Raw genomic sequence first — 21,960 nt, 5'->3', positions numbered from 1 at the left:
TTTCGACAATCAGCGCCCCTTCAAAGTGGCGGAGAGAGAGGGATTCGAACCCCCGGAGGCTTGCACCTCTCCGGTTTTCAAGACCGGTACCTTAAACCACTCAGACATCTCTCCGTGTGGAAGAACGCGGAATGTATAGATTCCACATAAAACAAGGCAAGCCGTTTTTAAAGGAATCCTTCATTTCTGCGCATTTTTCCGGCGTTTTCATTTTTAGTCTGTTGAAGAGAAACACCTTTTGATTTGAGAGGCGTTCGCTGCTCATGTTAGATAATCTGCGTATGCATTTATTCAAAATCATTAATAAGACCCTCCCTGCTCTTTTCTGCGGCATGGCTTTTACAGCGGCTGCAGCAACCTATTATGTCGATTCCGGTTTTCAGGGCGAATCTCCCACCGGCGAATCCTGGTTAAGCGCGTTTCCTTCGCTGAATACCGCGCTGGAGGCCGCCTCGACCAACGGCGGCGGACAGATCTGGATTCGTGCCGGGCACTACAAACCGGAAGGATCGAATAAAGAGGCGACGTTCCGGATTCCGGAAAACACCGAACTTTACGGGGGATTCCGCGGCAATGAAACAAATCTCATTCAACGCATTCCCAAAGCGAACCGCACCGTACTCAGCGGCGACATCGGACGGGCGGGTTCCATCACCGACAACGCCTACCACGTCTTGACCACTACCGGTGACACCCTCATCGATGGATTCATCATCCAGCGCGGCAATGCCGATTCTATTGCTGAAAACCAATTCGGCGGTGGACTGCGCGTGGTACCGGGCAGCCGAAACGTCCGCGTTTTTAACTGCACATTTGAAAAGAACAGTGCGGTGTCCGGCGGGGCCATTCAGGTCAGCCTCGGCGAACTGACCCTCTCAAACTGTACGTTCTACTCCAACTCGGCCGACACCGGCGGCGCCATTGCCTCTCTCGGTAAAAGCTCACTGAATATTATCGATTCCACATTCTCCTCCAACTTTGCTCCGAAGCGCGGCGGCGCGGTTATCGTGAATGATGAGGGCCGGATTGAAATTGAAAATTCCGCTTTTCTCTATAATTCCACCGATGACTTCGGCGGCGCCATTGCGGCGGTCAGCACCCAAGAAGCCGGCATGGAGCTCTTGCTTTCGAACTGTATGTTTAATCAGAACTCCGCTCGCAACGACGGCGGTGCCCTGGGCTTTTCCGGCGCTTTTATACCCATCGTCAACGCCTGCACGTTTGAAAAAAACCTTTCCCCGCGCGGGGCCGGTGCCATTGCCGCCCGTTCCGGCACACGGGCCGCTTTACTCCAGCCCGTTTTTGTAAGCAACCGCGGATCAAAAGGGTTGGAAAACATAGGAACCGATGCAACTTCGGATGTCGTGGACTCCCCCGAAGAAGCCGCAAAACTGGCCGCTGCGGCCGAAGCGGCGAACCGCCCGTCGAACCTTTCCAAACCGGAATCCGTGCCGGAACCGGAAGCCCGTACCCTTCCGGATGTATATGTTTTCCGGAGCAAAGAAAGCCCTAAAATCAAACTGCGCAGCCTAATTGCCGATGCCCCGCACACCGTACTGGCTTTCGGCGATCTGACCGACGATAACTTTATCCGCAACTACCGCAACATCGAAGCCGCCGCACGAGACTTTTACCCTCAGGGCCTCCGTTTCTACTATATTTACAAGTACCTCAAACATCCCGAAAACAACGGATACATCGAACCCTTTTCTTCGCGAGTGCGGGCGCAGCACACCGTGGTTGCCAAAGAACAGCTGAGCACTGTCGTTCCCTGGCTCTATGACACCATGGACAACGAAACCGCACAGCAGCTCATGATGGAGAACGGCGCCGAGGTTTTCATTTTTTCCCGTTCCGGCGAAGAAGTATATGCCGGCTCACTGGCCGATCACTCCGCGTTGCGCGGAAAACTGACCGAATTAAGCGCACCGGTTACAGAGCCGTTCAACATCGAGACCCTTTCTTCACCGGTCATGGAACCCATCAATATGATCAAATCCCAGCTCGTTCCGCGCGTTAAAATCAGCCAGGAAGAGCGCTTCCAACCCTTGAAAATCACCCCCGAACAATCCCGATCCCCCTATTTTGTTAAAGCGCGGGTCGAAGGCTCTGAAACACTGCTTGAGTCCGGAAACGGTAAATTCTATCTCGGGTTCCACATCGATCCCCTCTTCAACGTACAATGGAACAATCTCGGCGAATCCATAAAATATCAGCTCACCACACCGGCTGGCGTTGTGGCTCCTTCCATCAATTCCGCGGATCGAGTCACTGCCGTTGCGACCGATTCCGAGCCCCGGGAGTTTATCCTGCAGGCCCGCAAGCTCGACCTCGACAAACCACTGACGCTGCAGGTCACCTATTCCATCCACACCCGTGAAAAACGGAATATTGAAGTATCCCAGAGCTATCTGATTTATCTCCAAAAAGATCCATTCGGCGGCGAGGTGTTCGGACGGCAGATTCCCGTTGTTAGCACAGAAGAAGCCGAAAAAGACGCCCATGCGCAACAGGTCAGTGCCTATCGCGCTTTGCTTCGCAAATACGACATCGACCGAAACGGAACGTTAACGGCAGACGAAGTGATCGGCCGTCTGCACAGCAACTTTCAACGTATTGATAAAAACAGCGACGGAACCATCGACACCGAAGAGTATGCAGAATACCGGGCTCAGCCCCACTGATTTTCCAATGTTTGGAACCCGGCTACAGCCCGATGCGGTCCTTCTCCTGCTGACGGATCGCCTCTTCATGAATGGATTGCATCAACTGCTGCACAAAAGGCTCTGAAAGATTCAGCAATTCACCGCGCGTCACACGGTCCTGCAGGATTTCCGTCCAGCGGTCCAGTTGCAGCGTCGAAATATTCTGTTCCCGTTTAAGCGCCCCCATTTCACGCACAACGTCCATACGCCGGCCCAGCAGCTCGAGCATTTGACTGTCGAGCTCGTCAACACCGTCGCGCAACGCACTCATGCGATGGATAAACGAAGAACTTTCACTCTTTTCATGCGGCAGCTGCAACCCGTCAATCAGTTCCGAAAACTGTTTCGGCGTCAGTTGCTGAGCGGCATCGGAAAGCGCTTCCGGCGGATTCGGATGCACCTCAATCATCAACCCGTCAAACAACAGATCCATCGCTTCCTGCGCAATGGCCGGAATCAGCCCGGCCTTTCCACAGATATGACTCGGATCACAGATCATTGGCAGGTCCGGCATGCAGCGCATTAACTCGATCGGCATTTTCCAGGCCGGGGCATTGCGGTAACGCATTTCAAGCGAAGAACTGACCCCGCGGTGAATCGCACCCAACCGCGTTAAACCGGCATTGGCCAGACGCTCAACAGCCCCCATCCACAGGGCCACATCAGCACTCATTGGATTCTTCACAAAAACAGGAATATCCGTACCTTTCAATGCATCAGCAATCGCCTGCACCGAAAACGGATTTGTGGTGGTTCGCGCTCCGATCCATAAAACATCGAGGCGGTGCTCCAGACACGCTTCCACATGCGCCGGCTCCGCCACTTCGGTCCCGATTTTAAGCCCGGTTTCGGCCCGAGCCCGCTCGAGCCAAACCAAGCCCTCCGGACCAACGCCCTCAAAACTGCCCGGCCGCGTACGCGGTTTCCAGATACCTGCCCGCAAAAAACTCACGCCGGCTTCCGCCAGCGCCTTTGCAGTTTCCAGCACCTGCTCTTCACTTTCCGCACTGCACGGTCCTGCCGCCAGAAACAGCGGATCAGCCTTCAACCCCCACTCATTCAACACCTGTTTACGCATGAATTTAAACCTCGCTTAATTGAGTTCATCATTCCATCTTTGTGCGGACTTCGCAATGCGAAGCGAATAGATTAAACGCTTGAATACAATCTGTTTCTTAAATGAAAGGTCACGCCATGAATAATGACAGTGCAAAGAAAATTGCCGTACTGATTGATGCCGAAAACGCTTCATACAAAGTGCTTGGAGCGGTTATGGCCGAGCTCTCCAAACATGGTCACATTGTGGTAAAAAAAGCCTACGGTGACTGGAGCAGCAAACATCTGATCAACTGGAAACAACCGCTGAATGATCTGGCCATTAATCCGGTCCAGCAGTTTTCCTACACGCAAGGCAAAAACTCGTCCGATGCCGCACTGATCATCGATGCCATGGACCTGCTCTATTCAAACCAGTACGACGCCTTTGCTCTGATTACCTCCGACAGCGATTTCACCAAGCTCGCCTCTCGCCTGAAAGAATCGCAGATCTATGTCTTCGGCGTCGGCGAAAAGAAAACGCCAAAAGCATTCCGCAGTGCCTGCGACGACTTTATCCTCACCGAACTGCTTAATGTGGAAGAAGAAGAGGAACCGCCGAAAAAGACCGCCAAGAAAACCGCAAAAAAAACCGCGGCCAAAACCAATCGGCAGCAGACTCTCAAACAGAATACTAAACTCGTGAATACCCTGCGCAACGCCGTGGAAGAAACAGCTGATGACGACGGCTGGGCCCGGGCTTCAACCTGCGGAAGTCTCATCAAACGCCAACATTCGGATTTCGATCCCCGGGAATTCGGCTATAAAACATTTCCGCTCCTGTTCGAAGGCATCGGCCTGTTCGATATCGAGCGCCGAAAAAGCGGAAACGGCAACGCCCTGTTTGTGAAGGATAAGAAAAAATAAAACTCACGCATTCCAAAGGCTGGAACGCACCTGCGCAACCGTAAGCGTTTCTGCTTCCAGCCGGGTATGCGCAGTGCCCAGCCCGTTTAAGTGGTGTGAATCCGAACTTCGGATGACCGGAAACGTGCCCGCCAGCCCGGCATCGCCATAAGCCGTCAGCTCCACGGCATCGAACGGTTCATCGGGCAGAAAACCGAGCTGAGCAATAATGCCGTAAACCGGTCGATCAATATGCGCCGGAATCACCAGCCCTCCAAGCGCGTGCACCTCCTCCACCAGCGACGAAACAGCAAACCCCGAGGCGCTGATCAGAAATTTTTCAGCAAATCCCAGAATGTCTTCGTCTTCATCGATAATCGGCTGGTCCCCGAATTTTCCAGGCTGATTCGGAATATCCGGCAGGCTGTCATATACCCGTGCTCCCATCTCCATAGCGGCATCAAGCCGGTCAAACAGACAAAGTATATGCGCCTCCTCCACGGACGTGACTTCCATTCCGTACAGGCAGGCCATGCCCAGACGACTGCAAACTGTTCCAAAGGCCGGAAGATTGAAGCCGCAGTTATGATCGGTCAGCGCAATGGCATTCAGGCCGGCGGCCTTTGCGGCTTTCACGATAGATGCCGGCGACATCTCCAGCGATGCACAGGGCGACAGACAGCTGTGGATATGAAAATCAGCACGATAGTGCATGACCGGCTCCTACTCCGCCGCTCTGCCGTCAAGATGCCGGGCAACCAGCGCCGACGTTTTAAACTGATTTTCCGAGGTCTGGAAAACGGCTATCCCCTCCTCGGCTGAGGCCGCCAGCATATCTTCCGGAGCGATACGGTTGTTGCAGATGATGATGGCGGCCACACCCGCGAGCGAAGAAACCGCAACCGTATTTTTGTGGGCCTGAATGGTAATCAACACCGAGTTTTCAGCGGCATTTCCCATCACATCGCTAAGCAGGTCGGAGGTATAACCCGCCTCAATTTCGATATCTTCATATTTCTCCTGCAGGCAGGTAAACTGCTCCATCGAAGCAAGATCACTTATTTTCATCGTCCTTCTCCTGTGTTAGATAAATGACCGCCTGCACCATCGTCCCCATTCCCACGGCAGACTCGATGGCAAACTCATCAGAAACCCGCTTCACATTCGGCAGCCCCATGCCCGCGCCAAATCCCTGTGAACGAATCCACTCGTTCGCCGTCGAAAACCCTTCGGTCAGTGCATCGTCAACATTTTCAATGCCCGGCCCCCGGTCGTGCGATGATATTTTAACGCGCTCATCATTGATATCAAAACTCAGCATGCCGCCAATGGAATGTGCAACCAGGTTGATTTCCAGCTCATACCCCGCAACGGCGACCCGGCGAACCAGCTTCGGCGGAACTCTGCGCAGTTTAAGAAACTTCTTGATCGCACTCGAAGCCTTTCCGCCATTTTCAAAATCATAGCGGGCCAACTGATACACTTTAGTAAACTGCAGCGAATCGGGTTCCGGCGGATTTTCGTTCTGCTGTTCCATTTCACGCAGCTGTCGGGAAAGCTCGCGAATCAACGCATGGTTGATGTTCCGAAACGTCAGAATACCGGTCAGTTCATTCGCCTTATTAACCACCGGAAACTGGCGGAATGAAAATTTCCCGAACGCCGAAATAGCGAACGAGAGCGGCATGTCTTCGGCCAGCGTCTGAACCTCGCCCGACATCCAGGAGACCACGCAGTCGTCCAGCCGCCCCTCTTCGAGCGCATTCATAAGGTCGTTCATCGTCACAATGCCGACCACCCGTTTGCTGTCCACAACAGGGACCCCGCTGATTTCATTATTCCGCATAATCACGCGGACATCGCGCATCGTACAGTTTTTGGAAACCGCAAAAACCTTATTGGTCATCACTTCGCTGATGCGCAGACCATACAGCAGCTCCTGAACCCGAAGCGATGACTGCAGCGGCTGCCTGTTTTCCTCAGGACTCATTGCGGCTCCATAATGCGCCCGATGCACACCGAAGCTTCATATTTCGGATGGCGGGTAACCAACAGGGTCATATCCTGCTCTTTCGCCAGTTCAATCATGCCCTCCGTCACCGTTTTATGATTGGCAATCACCACCGCTTCCGATCCGACAATACCTGCAGAGCGGATCGACTGCTCAGTCGACAGCGAGGTGATCAGCAGCATCTGTTCCCGTTCGCTCATCAGGACATCACTCATGAGGTCCGAAGCAAAAACCGTCTCAATCTGCATACTCTCCCAGTCATCGGGACCGCAGATCAACTCGGCATCCAGAGCATGTGCTATGCGTAAAAGTTCCATGACTCTCCAAAATTCGATACTTATAGAACGATTCCGGATTGAAATGGTTTTTTCCCGTGCGTTCAATCGAAATGCGACCCGCCCGCCAATTTAGATTCATTTCTTTCTAAGGGCTTCAACGTCGAACAGTACGTCCGGAATCTCCAGTTTTTGAGCCTACCGTTTCTTTTCCAATGATTGGAAGTTTCCAACCATTGAAATAACACCACGCATCCCCTATTTTGAACCGTTAAATTTTGACCGATTGGAGACCCGAAATGGAATTTGAACTCAGCCCCGTCGAACAACGCGTCCTGGGATGCCTCATCGAAAAAGAGATGGCCACACCGGATCACTATCCGCTGACCCTCAACGCACTCGTTAACGCCTGCAATCAGAAGAATAACCGCTATCCCGTCATGGAGCTCGATTCCGCCACAGTGGAACAAACGCTCTTTGAACTCCGCACCGAGCACAAACTCGCCGTCGAAGTCTCCGCATCCGGAAGCCGCGTCATGAAATACCGTCACAACGTTGCCGAGCACTGGAGTTTTTCACTCTCCCAGATGGCCATCCTCTGCGAACTCTTCATCCGCGGCCCGCAAACACCCGGGGATCTGCGCGCCCACTGCTCCCGCCTCCACGCCCTCGCAGATTCCAACCAGGTTGAAATGCTGCTCCACGAACTCAAAAATCATGAAGAAGGCTGCTTTGTCGTCCAGCTCCCCCGCCAGCCCGGAAAACGCGAACGGCGCTGGGCACACCTATTCGGCGCCGCGCCCGAAATCCAGGAAGAAGAACCCGAAGAAATCGCCGTCCCCGAAATGCAGACCGGACCCAGCCGCCTTGAACGCATCCAAACCCTGGAAGACGAAGTCTCCGACCTCAAACAGGAACTGGCCGACCTGAAAGAAGCCTTCGAAGCATTCAAAACAGCCTTTGAATGACCGCTTCGCCACCGCAAATCTGCGAAAAAATACGGTCAGCCCCACCTCCAGACCATCCGTGCGCAGCATAAAATAAACGCCGCAATTTCACGAAAAAACCGCCGAACGCAACAAAAGAGAACGGCGGTTGTTTCCAGACTGCGTACTGCGTTATGCACTCACTTCAGCCGCTTTGGCCAATGCTTCTTTAACCTGTGCGGTAATCACATTCCATTGTTTCTCCGCAATCTGCTGTTTCGTCGCAAGCCAGGATCCGCCGATAGCGCTCACGACCGGAAGGGCAAGATAATCGTTCATATTATCCAGATTCAGTCCGCCTGTCGGACAAAACCGTACGCCCAGCGGCGCATACGGTGCACCGAGATTTTTCAGCATATTTACGCCGCCGGCTGCACCGGCCGGGAAAAACTTCAGCATGTTCAGGCCCATCGCCAGCCCGGCTTCAATCTCGGATGGCGTCATAACCCCCGGAATAAAAAGCGTGTTGTTTTCCTGAAAAAATTCAACCGTATCCGGATTCAGTCCCGGAGCCAGACCGAAACTCACCCCGGTATCAATGCACATCTTTGCCTGGTCTGACGTTACAACCGTCCCGGCACCGAGCAGCATTTCTGGAAAGGCTTTTTTAATCCGCGCCAGTGCCTCGGGTGCCGCCGCTGTACGACAGGTGACCTCAATGACATCCATACCGCCTTTCAGCAACGCCTCCGCCAACGGTTCCGCATCGTTGGCGTCATCAATAACAATCACCGGAATAACCGGGCGTTTTAAAATTTCATTCAGCATTCTATTTCTCCTTTTCCCATACGGGTGACATGTATGTCGCCCTTACCGATCTACCCGCGCACCGGCTCCGGCCACGATTTTTTCAACTTCAGCGAGCGACGCCATCGTGGTGTCGCCCGGCGTCGTCATCGCCAGCGCACCGTGTGCTGCGCCGTATTCAATGGCTTTTTCCGGATCCTGCAGATTCATCATGCCGTAAATAAAACCGGAAGCAAAACTGTCGCCCCCGCCGACCCGATCCATAATTTCCAGTTCCGGCCGATGCGTAGACGTATAGAATTCACCGTCCACCCAGCACATCGCACCCCAGTCATTCACCGTTGCGGTTTTCACGCCGCGCATCGTTGTGGCGGTGGCCTTAAAATTCGGGAACTGCGCAACAGCCTTAGCAATCATTTTCTTAAAGGCATCCACCTCGAGATCGGTGAGATTTTCATCAGCACCCTCCACCTCAAAACCGAGACAGGCGGTGAAGTCCTCTTCGTTTCCGATCATGACATCCACATATTTCGCTATTTCGCGATTAATCTCCCGGCATTTTTCCAGACCGCCGAAACCTTTCCAAAGCGAAGGACGGTAGTTCAGATCATAAGAAACAATCGTTCCGTATTTCTTCGCCGTCTTGGCTGCTTCAATCACGACCTCTCCGGTCGTTTCAGAAAGGGCCGCAAAGATGCCGCCGGTATGAAACCAGCGCACGCCCAATGTGCCGAAGATATATTCCCAGTCAATATCGCCGGCTTTTAACTGTGATGCCGCCGTATTACCGCGATCTGAGCAGCCCACCGCGCCACGAATACCAAATCCCCGCTCCGTAAAATTCAACCCATTACGAACCGAACGGCCGATACCGTCATAGTCCATCCATTTAATCAGCGATGTATCCACGCCGCCCTGCAGGATAAAATCCTCCATCAGCAGTCCCACTTCATTCTTCGCAAAAGCGGTCACCACACCGGCACGCTGACCGAAACAACGGCGCAGCCCCCGCGCAACATTATATTCTCCGCCCCCCTCCCAGGCACGGAACTGACGGGCGGTACGAATCCGGCCCTCTCCCGGATCAAGGCGAAGCATCACTTCGCCCAGAGAAAGAATATCATAGCGGCAGGCTTCGGCCGGCTTCAGTTCAAGCTTACTCATACTGTCTCTCCATGTTTAATAAATGCAGAAACACTCTACGTATCCTCTCTCAATCGGTAAATACGCATATCGCGCATTATAACGGCCATTATGCGCAAAAAGACATTCATCCCTTTACACACACAATCGAGCCTTCGAGCAAATACATAACCAACAGGACTGCTGATTCAATCGGTGAAACGGTATCGTTTTCGGTAGCCGGAGGGCGTGGTCCCCGTTTCGGTTCTAAATGCCTGATTGAAACGCTCGCGCGTAGTATAGCCACAGGACTCGGCCAGCTCTTCCACCAGCATATCGGTCTCTTTAAGCAGGCGGCAGGCCCGGGCAATGCGTTCACGGCGAATGGAATCATGAACGGTTATGCAAAGAAGATTACGGAATTTATGCTCAAGCGTGCGGCGCGCAACGTGAACAGCTCGGGCAACATCATCGACCAGAATCGACTGATGGGCATGATCACGAATAAAACGCAGCGCATCGCCCACCACCCGGTCGCCCACGGCCACCAGATCCGTTGAATGGCGCTCTACGATGCGTTCCGGAGAAATCCGGACCGGTTCCTCGGGCGGACGCCCCCCCTGCATCAATTCATCGAGCATTTTTGCCGCCTGCCAGCCGATGCGCTCCGGACTGAGTTCAATGCTCGACATCTGCGGGTGCAGCATTTCGCAGGCAAACAGATCGTTGTTCACCCCCAGCACAGAAACCTCCTCCGGCACCCGCAAATCGTGATCAGAACAGGCATCGATCACCACGCGTCCCACCGGATCTTCCGTGGCGAATACCCCGACCGGTCCGTCGCCTTCCAAAGTCTGGATTTCCGCCCCGAGATTCTGAATGGCCTGACGCGATTTGAGTTCCAGACATTGGAACCCATATTCAGCCAGTGTTCCGAGATAGGCCTGATATTTCAGTGTTGCATCGCCGAAAACCCGACGCCCGGTAATGGCAAATCGACGAATGCCCTTATGGATAAAATATTCAGCCGCCATTCGGGCGATTTCCTGATTATCCACCACCACAGAGGTTTCAGGAAGTTCACTGAAACGGCCGAATATATTAACCGCGGGAATTCCGCGTTTACGCAAGCCGGAGACCGACTGACGATCCAGCATACCGATTACGCCGCCGCCCTTCCATTCGCTGAGTTCCGCCAACGTCACCTCGGGGGCTCCATGCGGAGCGAAAAACCGCCAGTTTCCCCGATGAAAGGTATAACGGGCTATCCCTTCAACCGCTTTGCGGACAAAAGGATTCGCATAGTTCATGGCCAGTGCGATTTCGACGGTTTTAGACATTCTCTTATATAGGCTTACACCCATGTTTTAGGTGATAAATAAAAACACCGGCCGAACCCGGCCGGTGTTATCAACAGACTTCTGAAGAGCTCTTTATTCAGGATCAGCTGTCACATAGCTCTGAACTTCGTCCATACCGGCAACCGTCTTGTACTCACCTTTGCACAGGCTGGTCAGTTTCTTGAAGTTATTTGCGGAGCTAGCACTCGCAGTTTTTCCTTTCGGAACAAACTGAATCACATTGAATGAAAAATCAATCTTACCCCTTTTCTTCTTCAAACCGCTCGTCATCGAAACTTCGTCTTTTTCATGATCCGCACGGTTCAGCACAAAGGCTTCAGCAAAATCTTTCGGAGTATAGTTATACCACTCCGGTGTCGGCGGTCGTTCTAATCCAGGGAAGTACTCTTTGTTTACCGACCACTCATTACGATTGAGCACCTTCGGCGGCTTGCCGGCTTCCCGCCTTTTCTTATTCTCTTCATCGAGTAGCTTCAGACCTTTTTTATAAGCTTCTGCCCATTTTTTCCCTGCCGATGTTTTATCCCACTCTTCACGCGACAGGTTTTTGGAGGAAATTGCCACACGTTGGAGATCCCAGCCATCGGTCAGCACGAAAATGGTATCTGCACCCATTTTATGCGCCAGCATTGTTGCCTGGTACCAAGACCGAGTATCAACCTTAGTCCCCTTTTTGGCCCCGACTTCGCTGGGATCCGCAAATTTTCCATACATAAGTCTTTCCGAGGAAACCGTACCGCCCGGTCCGAGCGTATGCATACCGAAGTCGCGATCACCCATTCCTTTAGTTACGGCATTGAGCGGCTCCAGCCAGCCCTGCATTTTCTGAGCGTTGGAATCGGTTGCCGGCACCATGTTAGGAAAGGCCATAGTCACCTCTTTCCAGTCATAGATCATCACATTAAACAACGCGGTCGGCGGAAGCTCCTCCACAATACGAATCATTTCATTTTTGATGATGGTGAATGCCGGGATACCGCCCATTTCATCCGACATCATGTCTGCATCGGCCCCGAGAATCAGAATGATCTTTTCGCCTTTTCCCTTTACCCCGAAAATTTCAATTTCCGGCATGGAAAAACCCAGCGCTTCGGCACCGCCCAGGCCGCCGGCCGCCGCATTGCCCAAGCCGCCCTTAACCCCGCTGATTTCCGGCATTTTGATATCAGGAACGCTTTGGTTCAGCTTCGGCTGCACGACGATGCGTTTACGCAGCTTCGGCTTCTGAACTTTTTTCTTTTTGATATTAACCGGGACCTGAAGCTTCCTCAGGTTCATCTTCGGCCGGCTCACCGGCTTGGCCTCAAAATTCTGCTCTTCCTTCTTGATTACGGTCACCGCAACAAAGGACAAAGCAATCACAATCAGGACCGCATGAATTCCCAGACTCACCAAAGCCGCACTCGACTTTGCATGTTTAGCAAAAAAGCGTTTTTGCATTATAATTCCTCATCTCGTTCGCGGATGGATTTCTCCATCAAATTGAAGCACCCGCTTTGTTTCATCATCAATTCGGGCGACTATGGTACTTTTGTACAACAATCAGATTTCATACTAACTTTCGGCCGATAATCCGCAATCCTTTTATTGATATTCCTGATGGTTTCCCGCTCAGTTTTCGCAGTTAAAGGCCTCTCATTTCAAACGGGGCTTCAGTTTGCGGACAAAAGAAGTCCAATTATGACGCGGCATGACGTTATTGTGCATAATATAGGACTAAAGTAGTATATTTTTATTTTCAATTACCCGTAAATTAAGTGCATGAATATGAAAACGATTTTCACATTACTGGTCGCCGGCACACTGGCCTCCGCCGCATACGCGGCGGCTTCTTTTGAAGCGCTGGTTCTCCATCCCGGATTTGAAGTTCAGGAACCTCGTATCCAGCCGGTTTTTCAGGTATTGAACGCAAACGGATTTATCAAAGAATACTATACCGACGTCGATTCCGTCATCTGCGGAGACGGCCAGTGCGAAATCATCACCGTCCGACTCCTCTGGGATGTGCACGGCGGATTTATACGCTATGAATTTCCAAAGGGCGGAAACCTCACCAAAATGGGGCATGAGCAGTTTACCCAAGCTGATCACGCCAAACTTATAAAAATCCTGAACGACGAACATTCCACTCTGGCCGATGTGAGTGCCGCAGACATTGTTTCGCCCGCCGATGCCATGATGAATGAAGAATCGGATACTGACGGAACTTCCAGCGCGACACTGCTCTCCGATAAATCCGCTTTTGTGGCTGGTGCGGTATACACCTGCTATACCCTCTGGCACTGGGTTCACGGCGACATGCAGACGGAAATTCAGAACATTACCGCTGAAACCATCGGAACAGAACAGCTGCTCACTATGCTGAAAAACAGCAACAGTTCTGAGGTGGCCTTTGCTGTAGAAGCCCTTTCTAAACGAAATATCACCGACCCCGCCGTGCAAAAACAGATCAAAACACTGGCGCTTGACGGCACGACCGAACTCGCCAGCGCCTCTATTGAATATTTTCAGAGCCAGGGCCCTGAAACCTACTATCAAACCATGGCTGAACTCTTTCCGCAGGGTGATTCCAAAAAGCAGGTGCTCTACCTCTCGTCACTGGCCTCCACCGATCTGGCGGCTCCAGAAGGATTCTACGACCTCCTCAGCGCCCAGCTTCCAAACCTTGGAAGTTATTACGAAGTGCATCTCATGCTTAATCTGATGACCGAGCACAATTTTGATTCCGAACTGGTGGTTTCCAACACCATCCCACTGCTCAACAGCGAATCATTCCTGATCGGCCGACGCGCTTACAATTTCCTGAAAGAGCACGAACTTCCCGAAGCCCAGATGGCCGAGGTGAAGGCCTTCCACACCAAATATGCCGACCGTTTATAATCAAACAGACCGCCCTGCAAAACGGACCGACAGAATGATTGCAGCAGCCTCCGTAAGAAGCACGCAATAAACACAGATTGAAAGGATAATCGATGGGCTTATGCGTTTTAAACTGACTCTACTGTTCGGCTCACTGACCGTTCTCATCCTGCTGCCTCTTCCTTTTGTTTTTCCGCTCTCCGGAAACCCCGGCAGTGACGCCGTTGCGGCAGTCGGCCGGTTTCATATCCTGATCCTCCATTTTCCTATTGCACTTCTGCTGATTGTCCCGTTGCTTGAACTGCTCAGCCGGTTTACGACACTGAACAATCTGCGGGAAGCAAATTTGGTCATCCTTTTCCTCTGTTTGCTCTTCGGTATCACGACATGCATTTTCGGCTATGCGCTGGCCCTCGGCGACGGCGGAGCAGGCGAACTGCTTCAAACTCATATGCAGAATGAAATAACAGCAACGGTGCTGATGGCCCTCACTTTGATATTAAAAGTGCTGCATCTCGACCGGCCCTGCCACGGCTCCGGCGTGCTCTACCTTTCCGCCCTGCTGCTGTCAATCAGCGTACTTGTCGCCGGCAGTCACCACGGCGCCTCGATGGTTCATGGAGAAGATTATCTTTACGCCAAACTTCCGACAGCTTTCCAAAACCTGTTCAACACAGAGCTCCCCAAACCTGCCGACATCACGGCCGATGCATCCGCCTATGAAGCTGTCATTCAACCGATATTTGAACGAAACTGCTATTTTTGCCACAGCGCAGCCATGGAAATGGGCGGCTTCCGCATGGATGTTTTTGAACGTCTTATGGCCGGCGGTGATGGAGGAATGCCCGGCATTGAGCCGGGCAGCCTGCAAGGCAGCGAAGTGCATTACCGCATCACCCTTGATCCCTCCTCTAACGCCTTCATGCCGCCGAATGGCCGCCCCCCGCTGACGGATGAAGAAACTGCACTGGTGAGCTGGTGGATTGCATCCGGAGCCTCCCCGACCGCATCGATTTCGGAACTGGATCCCCCTCCTGCAGCATTAACGGAACGGCTTTCCGGACAACGGTAAGCGTGCACCCCATCCACATCAGCCATGATTAAAAAAATGGCCGCCGCGTTTCAACGGGGTCGCATTTCCCAATGCGTCTTTTTAAGGCCCTGGCCAAAAGGCCCTGTCCAGCCACGAAACAGCCAGACGTTTTCTGATTGAGCCGGGCACACCGCTGCAGGTCGGACGAAAGCAATCAAAACCGAAACAATCTGCGCGCTCTTTATCCGGAAGAAAATGTAACAGGAGACCCCATGAAAAATCTGAGCAGGCGCACGTTTCAGAAAACCGCAGCAGCGGCATCCACCGCTATTCCGTTGTTCAGCATCGGAAAAACCGGACAATCAGCAAACAGCAAAGTGAATGTGGCCATGATCGGCGCAGGTAATATCGCAGCACAGGCTTACAGCGGAACACGGAATGAAAACCTGGTGGCAATCTGCGATGTAGACACCGCCCAATTCGGTCAGCATGCCGGAAAATTCCCGTCCATCAACAACGCCCGAACCTTCACCGATTTCCGCGTCATGCTGGACAAAATCGGAAACGACCTTGATATGGTCTGCGTCAACACCCCCGACCACACCCACTTTCCCGCTACCATGGAAGCCATGCAGCGCGGCCTCCACGTCTTCACCCAGAAACCGCTCGTGCATAATATCTGGGAAGCGCGCACCCTGAAAAAAGCCAAAGAAAAATATCAGGTGCTTACCAATATGGGCAATCAGGGCCACACCTTTAACGGCATTCGACAGCTGAAAGAGTGGTATGATCACGGCATTTTCGGACAGATTACCGAAGCCCACAGCTTCATCGGCGGACCGCATTGGGGGAACCCGTTTTTTTCCCGGCCGGAAACACTTCCTCCAACCCAAGACCCGGTTCCCGCAACGCTGGACTGGAACCTCTGGCAGGGTCCCACAGGTCCCGCCCCCTTCCATCACCGCTACCATCCCAAAACCTGGCGAGGATTCAACCGTTACGGAACCGGCACATTCGGCGACTGGTTCTGCCATGTCGCCGACGCCCCCGTCTGGTTGCTCGACCTCTACGAACCGGTTTCCGTTGAAGCAGTAAATACAGCCGGCGGGAATGAGTGGCTGGTCGTCGATGGCTGCAGCATTAAATTTGAATTCAGACACCGTGGTGATAAATCACCCTGCACGTTCTACTGGCACAACGGCGTCACCGATGAGTTCAAACCGAAAGCCCCTGCCGACTGGAGCTGGCCCGGCAATCCGCCCGCAGCCGGGACCTACTATTTCGGAACAAAAAATAACGGCTTTACCGATAACCGCTCCAACAATCCGCGCCTCGCCAATAAAGAAGCGCAAATCGAGTTTAAGGCCTCGGGCTATCCGGACGAAGTCATCCCGCGCGTAAAAGGCGGCCCGATCAAAGAACTCGTCGAAGCGGTCAAAGGAAACATCCCTGCATGCGGAGCCAATTTTGATTACGCCGCACCGTTCACCGAAATTATGCTGCTCGGTCTGATTGCCGCCAACCACGGCGGAAAAATCGAGTGGGATTCAAAGAATATGAAAATTACCAACCGGCCGGAACTGAACCGCTTTCTGAAAGAACCGGTACGCAAAGGATGGGAATACGGCGAAGAACTCTGGAAATAAGTTCCAGAGACTGGATACAAAAAAAACCGGCGGACACGTCCGCCGGTGCAGGAATCCGGAAAGTATGCCCGCCGTTACCGGCGGGCGTTCCCGTTTTAACCTTCGCAGATTACATCAGCGGGCCCACAGCCTGCATGAAGTCCCAGCGTCTCTTCGCATCTTTTTCTGCCAGAGCGAACAGGTCTTCAGCTTCATTCGGCGCGGTCTTCAGCAGTGTACTGTAGCGGCGCTCATTGCGAATAAACGTCTGGAAATCGCCCTTCGGCGGACGCGCATCCCAGGTGAACTTTGAACCCTCTTCGGCAGCCGGGTTATAGCGGTAGAGCGGCCAGTAGCCACACTCAACAGCTTCCTTCGCAATGGTCTGCGTCTTCATCATATCGATGCCGTGTGCAATACACGGAGCGTAAGCAATGATGATGGACGGCCCTTCATAGGCAACCGCTTCCTGAATGGCCTTCTGCGTCTGGACACGATTGGCTCCCATGGAGATGTGAGCCACATAAACCGTACCGTAGCTCATGCACATGAAACCGAGGTTTTTCTTACCGGCACGCATACCGCCCGTGGCGAACTTGGCCACCGCACCGATCGGGGTGGACTTGGAGGCCTGACCGCCGGTATTGGAGTATACTTCGGTATCCAGGACAAGAATGTTTACATTCTTGCCGGAAGCCACCACATGGTCGAGGCCGCCGTAACCGATATCATAGGCCCAGCCGTCGCCACCGAAGATCCAGACCGCTTTGTCTACAAAGTAATCTTCGAGTTCCTTGATTTTGCGAACCAGCGGAGCAGCTTCGGCAGAAGCTTCAGCCATGGCACTGTCGAGCAGAATTTTCACCGCGTTCTGCGCAGCGATGGCTTCGTCGGTAATCACATTGTCCTGGCAGATTTCCACCGCTTTTTCGAGTGCAGCTTTGAGGTCGACCGTAGTGCCGACTTCCAGCAGAGCCGCCACCGCATTGCGGAGCAGAGCCCGGTTATTGTCGACCGCGATGCGGAAGCCCAGACCGTATTCGGCGTTGTCTTCGAAGAGCGAGTTCGCCCAGGCAGGACCGCGGCCGTCTTTGTTGGTGCAGTACGGAATGGTGGGGAACGTACCTCCGTAAATGGAGGAGCAGCCCGTCGCATTCGCCGTCAGCATATGCTCACCGCACACCAGCGAAACGAGTTTCACGTACGGCGTTTCTCCGCAACCGGCACAGGCCCCGGAGAACTCGAACAGCGGCTTTTTCATCTGAATCCCTTTAACCGTCTCAACCTTAACGCCTTCAAGGTTGTTATCCGGAAGGTTTTCGAAGAACGTGGTATTTTCCACTTCGCCTGCAGCGCGCTCATCGTCGAGCGTCGTGAATTCCAGCGCCTTGGTTTTCGCCGGGCAGGTTTCCACACAGACCCCGCAACCCGTACAATCTTCAATGTAAACCTGAATTTTGTATTCCAGGTCACTTTCGTTCTTGGTCTTGGATTTTACGGTTTTGAAGCTTTCCGGAGCTTTTTCAAGTTCCGCCGGATTGATCTGTTTGGCACGGATTACAGCATGCGGACAAGCCATAATACACTGGTTGCACTGAATGCAGTTATCGCTGAGCCACTTCGGAACACGCGGACCGATTCCTCGTTTTTCCAACTTGGTGGTACCGGTCGGAAGTGTTCCGTCAAAAGTCATCTTAGAGACGGGAATGCTGTCCCCCTTCTGCTGCATAGTCGGCAGAATCACATCTTTAGTGAAGTCCGATGCATCGGCCGGAATGAGATCCGGCAGTACGTACGACTCGGTGATCTCGGAAGGAACCTCAACCTTTTCGATCGCCGCCGCGGCAGCATCGATGGCTTTCCAGTTCATTTCAACAATGTCCATGCCCTTACGCTCAAACGTCTTTTTGGCATAGTCTTTGATCAGCTGAATGGCTTCATCTTCCGGAAGTACCCCGGAAAGTTTGAAATATACCGTCTGCATGACCGTGTTGATGCGGAAGCCGAGCCCCACCTCAAGAGCGATCTTCAACGCATTCACGTTGTAGAAATTGATCTTCCGATCGATTATGATCTGCTGTTCTTCCTTCGTCAGATGATTGAACACTTCCGAGGTCGGAATTTCCGAGTTGAGCACAAACGTTCCGCCTTCAGCAACCGCGCCGAGCATGTCATAGCGGCCGATGTACGAAACATTATGGCAGGCCACATAGCCGGCATTCTGAATCAGGTACGGATAGTTGACCGAACTTTCCCCGAAACGCAGATGAGAAGTCGTTACACCGCCGGACTTCTTGGAGTCATACACAAAATAGGCCTGAGCGGTCATTGCGGTGTTGTCACCGATAATTTTGATGGTGTTTTTACATGCACCGACCGTTCCGTCTGATCCGAAGCCCCAGAAAACGGCGGACTTTACATCGTCGGGTTCAATATTAAACTCTTCGCCAACCGGAATGGAAAGATTGGTCACATCGTCGTGGATGCCGACCGTAAAGTTGTGCCAGGCCCCGTTATCAGCATGGTCATAAACCGCCTTCACCATGGCCGGAGAAAACTCTTTCGAGGAGAGGCCATAGCGGCCACCGATAATTTTGCATCCTTTACCTTCCAGTGCAGTTACCACGTCGAGGTAAAGCGGTTCACCCAGTGCGCCCGGCTCTTTCGTACGATCAAGTACGATGATCTTTTTCGCACTTTCCGGAATGCAGTCCACAAAAGCTTTTGCAGAGAACGGACGGTAGAGGCGTACTTTAACCAAGCCGAGTTTTTCACCTTTGGCATTCAGTTTTTCGATCGTCTGCTCAACAGTATCGCAGGCGGAACCCATGGCAATGATCACTTTTTCAGCATCTGCTGCACCGACATAGTCGAACAGATTATATTTACGGCCGAATTTGGCGGCAAACACATCCATGTATTCCTGAACAATTTCAGGAATTGCATCATAATATTTATTGGAGGTTTCCCGACCCTGGAAATAAACATCCGGGTTCTGCGCCGCCACTTTTACAGTGGGTTTTTCCGGTCTCAACGCACGGGCACGGAAACGTTCGATGTATTCCGGCTCAATCAGTTCTTTGAGATCATCATATTCAATGTTTTCAACTTTCTGCAGCTCGTGGGAGGTACGGAAACCGTCGAAAAAGTTCAGGAAAGGAACCTGCGCCTTCAGAGTCGACAAATGAGCAATGGTAGCCATATCCATCGTTTCCTGAATGGAATTTCCGCAAGTCATCGCCCAGCCGGTATTGCGCACCGACATTACGTCGGAGTGATCTCCAAAGATTGAGAGCGACTGCGCCGCCAGCGAGCGGGCGGAAACATGAAAAACAGTCGGCAGCATTTCGCCGGCAATCTTATACATGTTCGGAATCATCAGCAGAAGACCTTGCGATGCTGTAAAGGTAGTGGTCAGAGCACCTGCGCTCAGAGAACCATGAACCGCGCCCGCAGCTCCGGCTTCGGACTGCATTTCCACAACATCCACTGTTTTACCGAAAAGGTTTTTCTTCCCTTGTGCTGCCCATTCGTCCGAATACTCACCCATATTGGAGGAAGGGGTGATCGGATAAATGGCCGCGATATCAGAAAACGCATATGCAATATGCGCCGCAGCAGTATTACCATCGATGGTAACCATGTTCTTGCTCATGTGAGATTACTCCTTGATTGTTAACATCCCTAATTTTTAAAAAGTACGAAAATATTACCTATTTCACACTTCAGCCTCCAGCTTGCGCCGGAGAATCAACAAATAATCCCACAAAGCGTCCCGATTGAAAGTTTTTTTGCTGCTAATTTTTACGATAATTCATTGCGTTTCAGTTATTTATACTCAATATCAATAGTATTTTTAACACAAACACATAAAAAAAGCCCCGAAGCGGGGCTTTCCATTTAGATAAGTGCATTGGCTAGAAGGATGAAGGGGTATTCAACAAGGGGTCGCTGACCGTGACATTCCTCGCCGATTCATCCCTAGCCAATGCAAAGGTTACGTTGTCAGCCGAATCCGGCGCAACGGTTACAATCTTGGTTTCAAATCCGTCCAGCTGAAGCTCAAAGGTACGTTCCCCACGTACCGGCTGCTCGAGCGGAGTTGTTCCGATAAATTCTGCCCCCCCGGGGCGGTAAACTTTCGCACCACTGGGCGTGCTGTCGATTTTAACAATTTTTTCCTGATTACCGACCGTCTGCTTAAGCGGAACCGTGACCTCGCTTTTCGACTGCGGAGAAAGGGTAAACGACTTGATATCATACCCTGGCTTGTGCATTTCAAACGCGGTATCCTTACTCATCAGCACTTCTACCGGCGTGGTTCCGATCAACTCAACACCTCCGGAACGATAGAGCATGGCTCCCGCCGGATTACTGTTAATCGTAACATACGGCTCTTTTTCGAGTTCAACGCGCACTTCCCGGGGCGAATCCGGCGCAATGGTGATTTCAGCGGTTTTGTACCGGTTGTAGACCAGCTCGATGTCCATATCATTTTCAACAAGGCGACGGAACGGCGTAACGCCCAGCGTCACACCCCGATGTTTCACCAGCGCTCCCTCAGGCTCTGAATAAACAATCACAATCGGCTCGCGCTCCAGTTCAACCACAAACGGACCGGCCGTTTCTTCATCCACTGTAAATGATGTGGAATAATAGCCTTCTTTTCGCACTTCCAGAATCAGAGTATCTCCCGCCGGAACCCCTAAGGGCGTCCGGCCCAGAAAATCACCTTCCTCTGTAAAAACGGCTGCATTTCTTGGCTTACTTGTAATCATCAGTGAATTATCCCGTTCCAGATCCACCATCACGTCTCCTTCCGGATCCTCCGGTATCGTGCAGATCTGCGAAGCATAACCCGCCGAGCGAACCTCAAAGGTCCGCCACGCCTTTTTGTAATCCACACGATACGGCGTGCGTCCGACACGCCTGCCATCCACATACAGCTCGGCACCATCCGGATTCGAACGTAACAACACTTTATCGCGACGCTGCAGTTCAACATTTATACTTTCCGGGTCGGTCGGAGAAATGACGACCGTTTTAGAAAAATAGCCGTTCTTGCGAACAATCAGTTCTTTTTGATTTGCAACCAGATTCACTTTAAAAGGTGTCATTCCCAACGCGGTCTCTTCATGACCTTTATTGTATACATAGGCACCAGACGGTTCACTCGACAACGTCACAGGCGCGCATCCAGACAGGAGCAACGACAGGAGCGCCCCCACAGCAAAACTTACTTTCACAGCTGTTTTTCGGTTCATTTTCTCATACCCCTTGATTCATAGATTTCCG

Annotated in this window: 17 protein-coding genes and 1 tRNA gene; 6 read left to right on the top strand and 12 right to left on the bottom strand. The window is 52.3% G+C overall.

What is annotated here, in order from left to right; all coding sequences use genetic code 11:
* Nucleotides 1-26: 26 nt before the first annotated feature.
* Nucleotides 27-114, bottom strand: a tRNA-Ser gene (locus tag P9H32_RS01250).
* Nucleotides 115-263: 149 nt separating this feature from the next.
* Between P9H32_RS01250 and P9H32_RS01245 the strand changes: the two genes are divergently transcribed.
* On the top strand, nucleotides 264-2,684 hold the full coding sequence (locus P9H32_RS01245) for an EF-hand domain-containing protein (protein ID WP_322607040.1): 2,421 nt from the start codon (nucleotides 264-266) through the stop codon (nucleotides 2,682-2,684).
* A gap of 22 nt (nucleotides 2,685-2,706) precedes the next feature.
* Here P9H32_RS01245 and P9H32_RS01240 read toward each other — a convergent pair whose 3' ends face one another.
* Nucleotides 2,707-3,783 (bottom strand): bifunctional 3-deoxy-7-phosphoheptulonate synthase/chorismate mutase type II, encoded by a 1,077-nt coding sequence (locus P9H32_RS01240; RefSeq protein ID WP_322607039.1) that lies wholly within the window; start codon nucleotides 3,781-3,783, stop codon nucleotides 2,707-2,709.
* A gap of 116 nt (nucleotides 3,784-3,899) precedes the next feature.
* Between P9H32_RS01240 and P9H32_RS01235 the strand changes: the two genes are divergently transcribed.
* Entirely contained in the window at nucleotides 3,900-4,667 is a 768-nt protein-coding gene (locus P9H32_RS01235; protein ID WP_322607038.1) for an NYN domain-containing protein, read from the top strand.
* A gap of 3 nt (nucleotides 4,668-4,670) precedes the next feature.
* Here the strand turns inward: P9H32_RS01235 and P9H32_RS01230 are convergent, their stop codons facing one another.
* The 4 genes from P9H32_RS01230 to P9H32_RS01215 are packed head-to-tail and all read right to left on the bottom strand — an operon-like array spanning nucleotide 4,671 to nucleotide 6,974.
* Nucleotides 4,671-5,360, bottom strand: a complete 690-nt coding sequence (locus P9H32_RS01230; RefSeq protein ID WP_322607037.1) for a PHP domain-containing protein — start codon at nucleotides 5,358-5,360, stop codon at nucleotides 4,671-4,673.
* Nucleotides 5,361-5,369: 9 nt separating this feature from the next.
* Entirely contained in the window at nucleotides 5,370-5,714 is a 345-nt protein-coding gene (locus P9H32_RS01225; protein ID WP_322607036.1) for a hypothetical protein, read from the bottom strand.
* Nucleotides 5,701-6,636, bottom strand: a complete 936-nt coding sequence (locus P9H32_RS01220) for a CBS domain-containing protein (RefSeq protein ID WP_322607035.1) — start codon at nucleotides 6,634-6,636, stop codon at nucleotides 5,701-5,703. The genes P9H32_RS01225 and P9H32_RS01220 overlap by 14 nt, the downstream gene beginning before the upstream one ends.
* Nucleotides 6,633-6,974, bottom strand: a complete 342-nt coding sequence (locus tag P9H32_RS01215; RefSeq protein ID WP_322607034.1) for a DRTGG domain-containing protein — start codon at nucleotides 6,972-6,974, stop codon at nucleotides 6,633-6,635. The genes P9H32_RS01220 and P9H32_RS01215 overlap by 4 nt, the downstream gene beginning before the upstream one ends.
* 257 nt (nucleotides 6,975-7,231) lie before the next feature.
* Between P9H32_RS01215 and P9H32_RS01210 the strand changes: the two genes are divergently transcribed.
* Nucleotides 7,232-7,900: a YceH family protein gene (locus P9H32_RS01210; RefSeq protein WP_322607033.1), complete on the top strand. Its 669-nt coding sequence runs from the start codon at nucleotides 7,232-7,234 to the stop codon at nucleotides 7,898-7,900.
* A 150-nt stretch (nucleotides 7,901-8,050) separates the two neighbouring features.
* Here the strand turns inward: P9H32_RS01210 and eda are convergent, their stop codons facing one another.
* The 4 genes from eda to P9H32_RS01190 all read right to left on the bottom strand — a co-directional run bounded on the left by eda (nucleotide 8,051) and on the right by P9H32_RS01190 (nucleotide 12,588).
* Nucleotides 8,051-8,686 (bottom strand): bifunctional 4-hydroxy-2-oxoglutarate aldolase/2-dehydro-3-deoxy-phosphogluconate aldolase, encoded by a 636-nt coding sequence (gene eda, locus P9H32_RS01205; RefSeq protein ID WP_322607032.1) that lies wholly within the window; start codon nucleotides 8,684-8,686, stop codon nucleotides 8,051-8,053.
* A gap of 42 nt (nucleotides 8,687-8,728) precedes the next feature.
* Nucleotides 8,729-9,829, bottom strand: coding sequence for a sugar kinase (locus tag P9H32_RS01200; protein ID WP_322607031.1), 1,101 nt, complete (start codon nucleotides 9,827-9,829; stop codon nucleotides 8,729-8,731).
* A 167-nt stretch (nucleotides 9,830-9,996) separates the two neighbouring features.
* A complete protein-coding gene (locus tag P9H32_RS01195) occupies nucleotides 9,997-11,127 on the bottom strand; it encodes a substrate-binding domain-containing protein (protein WP_322607030.1) in 1,131 nt (376 codons plus the stop codon).
* A 93-nt stretch (nucleotides 11,128-11,220) separates the two neighbouring features.
* A complete protein-coding gene (locus tag P9H32_RS01190) occupies nucleotides 11,221-12,588 on the bottom strand; it encodes a hypothetical protein (protein WP_322607029.1) in 1,368 nt (455 codons plus the stop codon).
* A 327-nt stretch (nucleotides 12,589-12,915) separates the two neighbouring features.
* On the opposite strand from P9H32_RS01190, the gene P9H32_RS01185 reads away from it, so the two are divergent.
* The 3 genes from P9H32_RS01185 (at nucleotide 12,916) to P9H32_RS01175 (ending at nucleotide 16,686) form a co-directional block, all read left to right on the top strand.
* Nucleotides 12,916-14,028 (top strand): hypothetical protein, encoded by a 1,113-nt coding sequence (locus P9H32_RS01185; RefSeq protein WP_322607028.1) that lies wholly within the window; start codon nucleotides 12,916-12,918, stop codon nucleotides 14,026-14,028.
* Between the two features lie 100 nt (nucleotides 14,029-14,128).
* Nucleotides 14,129-15,079 carry a c-type cytochrome domain-containing protein gene (locus P9H32_RS01180; protein WP_322607027.1) on the top strand — a complete coding sequence of 317 codons (951 nt, stop codon included), beginning with the start codon at nucleotides 14,129-14,131 and terminating at the stop codon, nucleotides 15,077-15,079.
* 233 nt (nucleotides 15,080-15,312) lie between these two features.
* Nucleotides 15,313-16,686 (top strand): Gfo/Idh/MocA family protein, encoded by a 1,374-nt coding sequence (locus P9H32_RS01175; protein WP_322607026.1) that lies wholly within the window; start codon nucleotides 15,313-15,315, stop codon nucleotides 16,684-16,686.
* Nucleotides 16,687-16,795: 109 nt separating this feature from the next.
* On the opposite strand, the gene nifJ is transcribed toward P9H32_RS01175, so the two are convergent.
* Nucleotides 16,796-20,320, bottom strand: a complete 3,525-nt coding sequence (gene nifJ / locus P9H32_RS01170) for a pyruvate:ferredoxin (flavodoxin) oxidoreductase (RefSeq protein WP_322607025.1) — start codon at nucleotides 20,318-20,320, stop codon at nucleotides 16,796-16,798.
* Between the two features lie 262 nt (nucleotides 20,321-20,582).
* A complete protein-coding gene (locus P9H32_RS01165; RefSeq protein ID WP_322607024.1) occupies nucleotides 20,583-21,929 on the bottom strand; it encodes a PEGA domain-containing protein in 1,347 nt (448 codons plus the stop codon).
* Between the last annotated feature and the right edge of the window lie 31 nt (nucleotides 21,930-21,960).

Source organism: Pontiella agarivorans, assembly GCF_034531395.1.
Lineage (GTDB): Bacteria > Verrucomicrobiota > Kiritimatiellia > Kiritimatiellales > Pontiellaceae > Pontiella > Pontiella agarivorans.
The sequence above is the reverse complement of the archived record's forward strand: the minus strand, read 5'-3'. Positions and strand labels throughout refer to the sequence as shown.

Coding starts and splice junctions, on each gene's coding strand:
- P9H32_RS01190 (WP_322607029.1), bottom strand. CDS start 12,588: ATGCAAAAACGCTTTTTTGCTAAACATGCAAAGTCGAGTGCGGCTTTG.
- P9H32_RS01200 (WP_322607031.1), bottom strand. CDS start 9,829: ATGAGTAAGCTTGAACTGAAGCCGGCCGAAGCCTGCCGCTATGATATT.
- P9H32_RS01195 (WP_322607030.1), bottom strand. CDS start 11,127: ATGTCTAAAACCGTCGAAATCGCACTGGCCATGAACTATGCGAATCCT.
- P9H32_RS01175 (WP_322607026.1), top strand. CDS start 15,313: ATGAAAAATCTGAGCAGGCGCACGTTTCAGAAAACCGCAGCAGCGGCA.
- P9H32_RS01165 (WP_322607024.1), bottom strand. CDS start 21,929: ATGAACCGAAAAACAGCTGTGAAAGTAAGTTTTGCTGTGGGGGCGCTC.
- P9H32_RS01225 (WP_322607036.1), bottom strand. CDS start 5,714: ATGAAAATAAGTGATCTTGCTTCGATGGAGCAGTTTACCTGCCTGCAG.
- nifJ (WP_322607025.1), bottom strand. CDS start 20,320: ATGAGCAAGAACATGGTTACCATCGATGGTAATACTGCTGCGGCGCAT.
- P9H32_RS01215 (WP_322607034.1), bottom strand. CDS start 6,974: ATGGAACTTTTACGCATAGCACATGCTCTGGATGCCGAGTTGATCTGC.
- P9H32_RS01230 (WP_322607037.1), bottom strand. CDS start 5,360: ATGCACTATCGTGCTGATTTTCATATCCACAGCTGTCTGTCGCCCTGT.
- P9H32_RS01245 (WP_322607040.1), top strand. CDS start 264: ATGTTAGATAATCTGCGTATGCATTTATTCAAAATCATTAATAAGACC.
- P9H32_RS01235 (WP_322607038.1), top strand. CDS start 3,900: ATGAATAATGACAGTGCAAAGAAAATTGCCGTACTGATTGATGCCGAA.
- P9H32_RS01185 (WP_322607028.1), top strand. CDS start 12,916: ATGAAAACGATTTTCACATTACTGGTCGCCGGCACACTGGCCTCCGCC.
- eda (WP_322607032.1), bottom strand. CDS start 8,686: ATGCTGAATGAAATTTTAAAACGCCCGGTTATTCCGGTGATTGTTATT.
- P9H32_RS01210 (WP_322607033.1), top strand. CDS start 7,232: ATGGAATTTGAACTCAGCCCCGTCGAACAACGCGTCCTGGGATGCCTC.
- P9H32_RS01180 (WP_322607027.1), top strand. CDS start 14,129: ATGCGTTTTAAACTGACTCTACTGTTCGGCTCACTGACCGTTCTCATC.
- P9H32_RS01220 (WP_322607035.1), bottom strand. CDS start 6,636: ATGAGTCCTGAGGAAAACAGGCAGCCGCTGCAGTCATCGCTTCGGGTT.
- P9H32_RS01240 (WP_322607039.1), bottom strand. CDS start 3,783: ATGCGTAAACAGGTGTTGAATGAGTGGGGGTTGAAGGCTGATCCGCTG.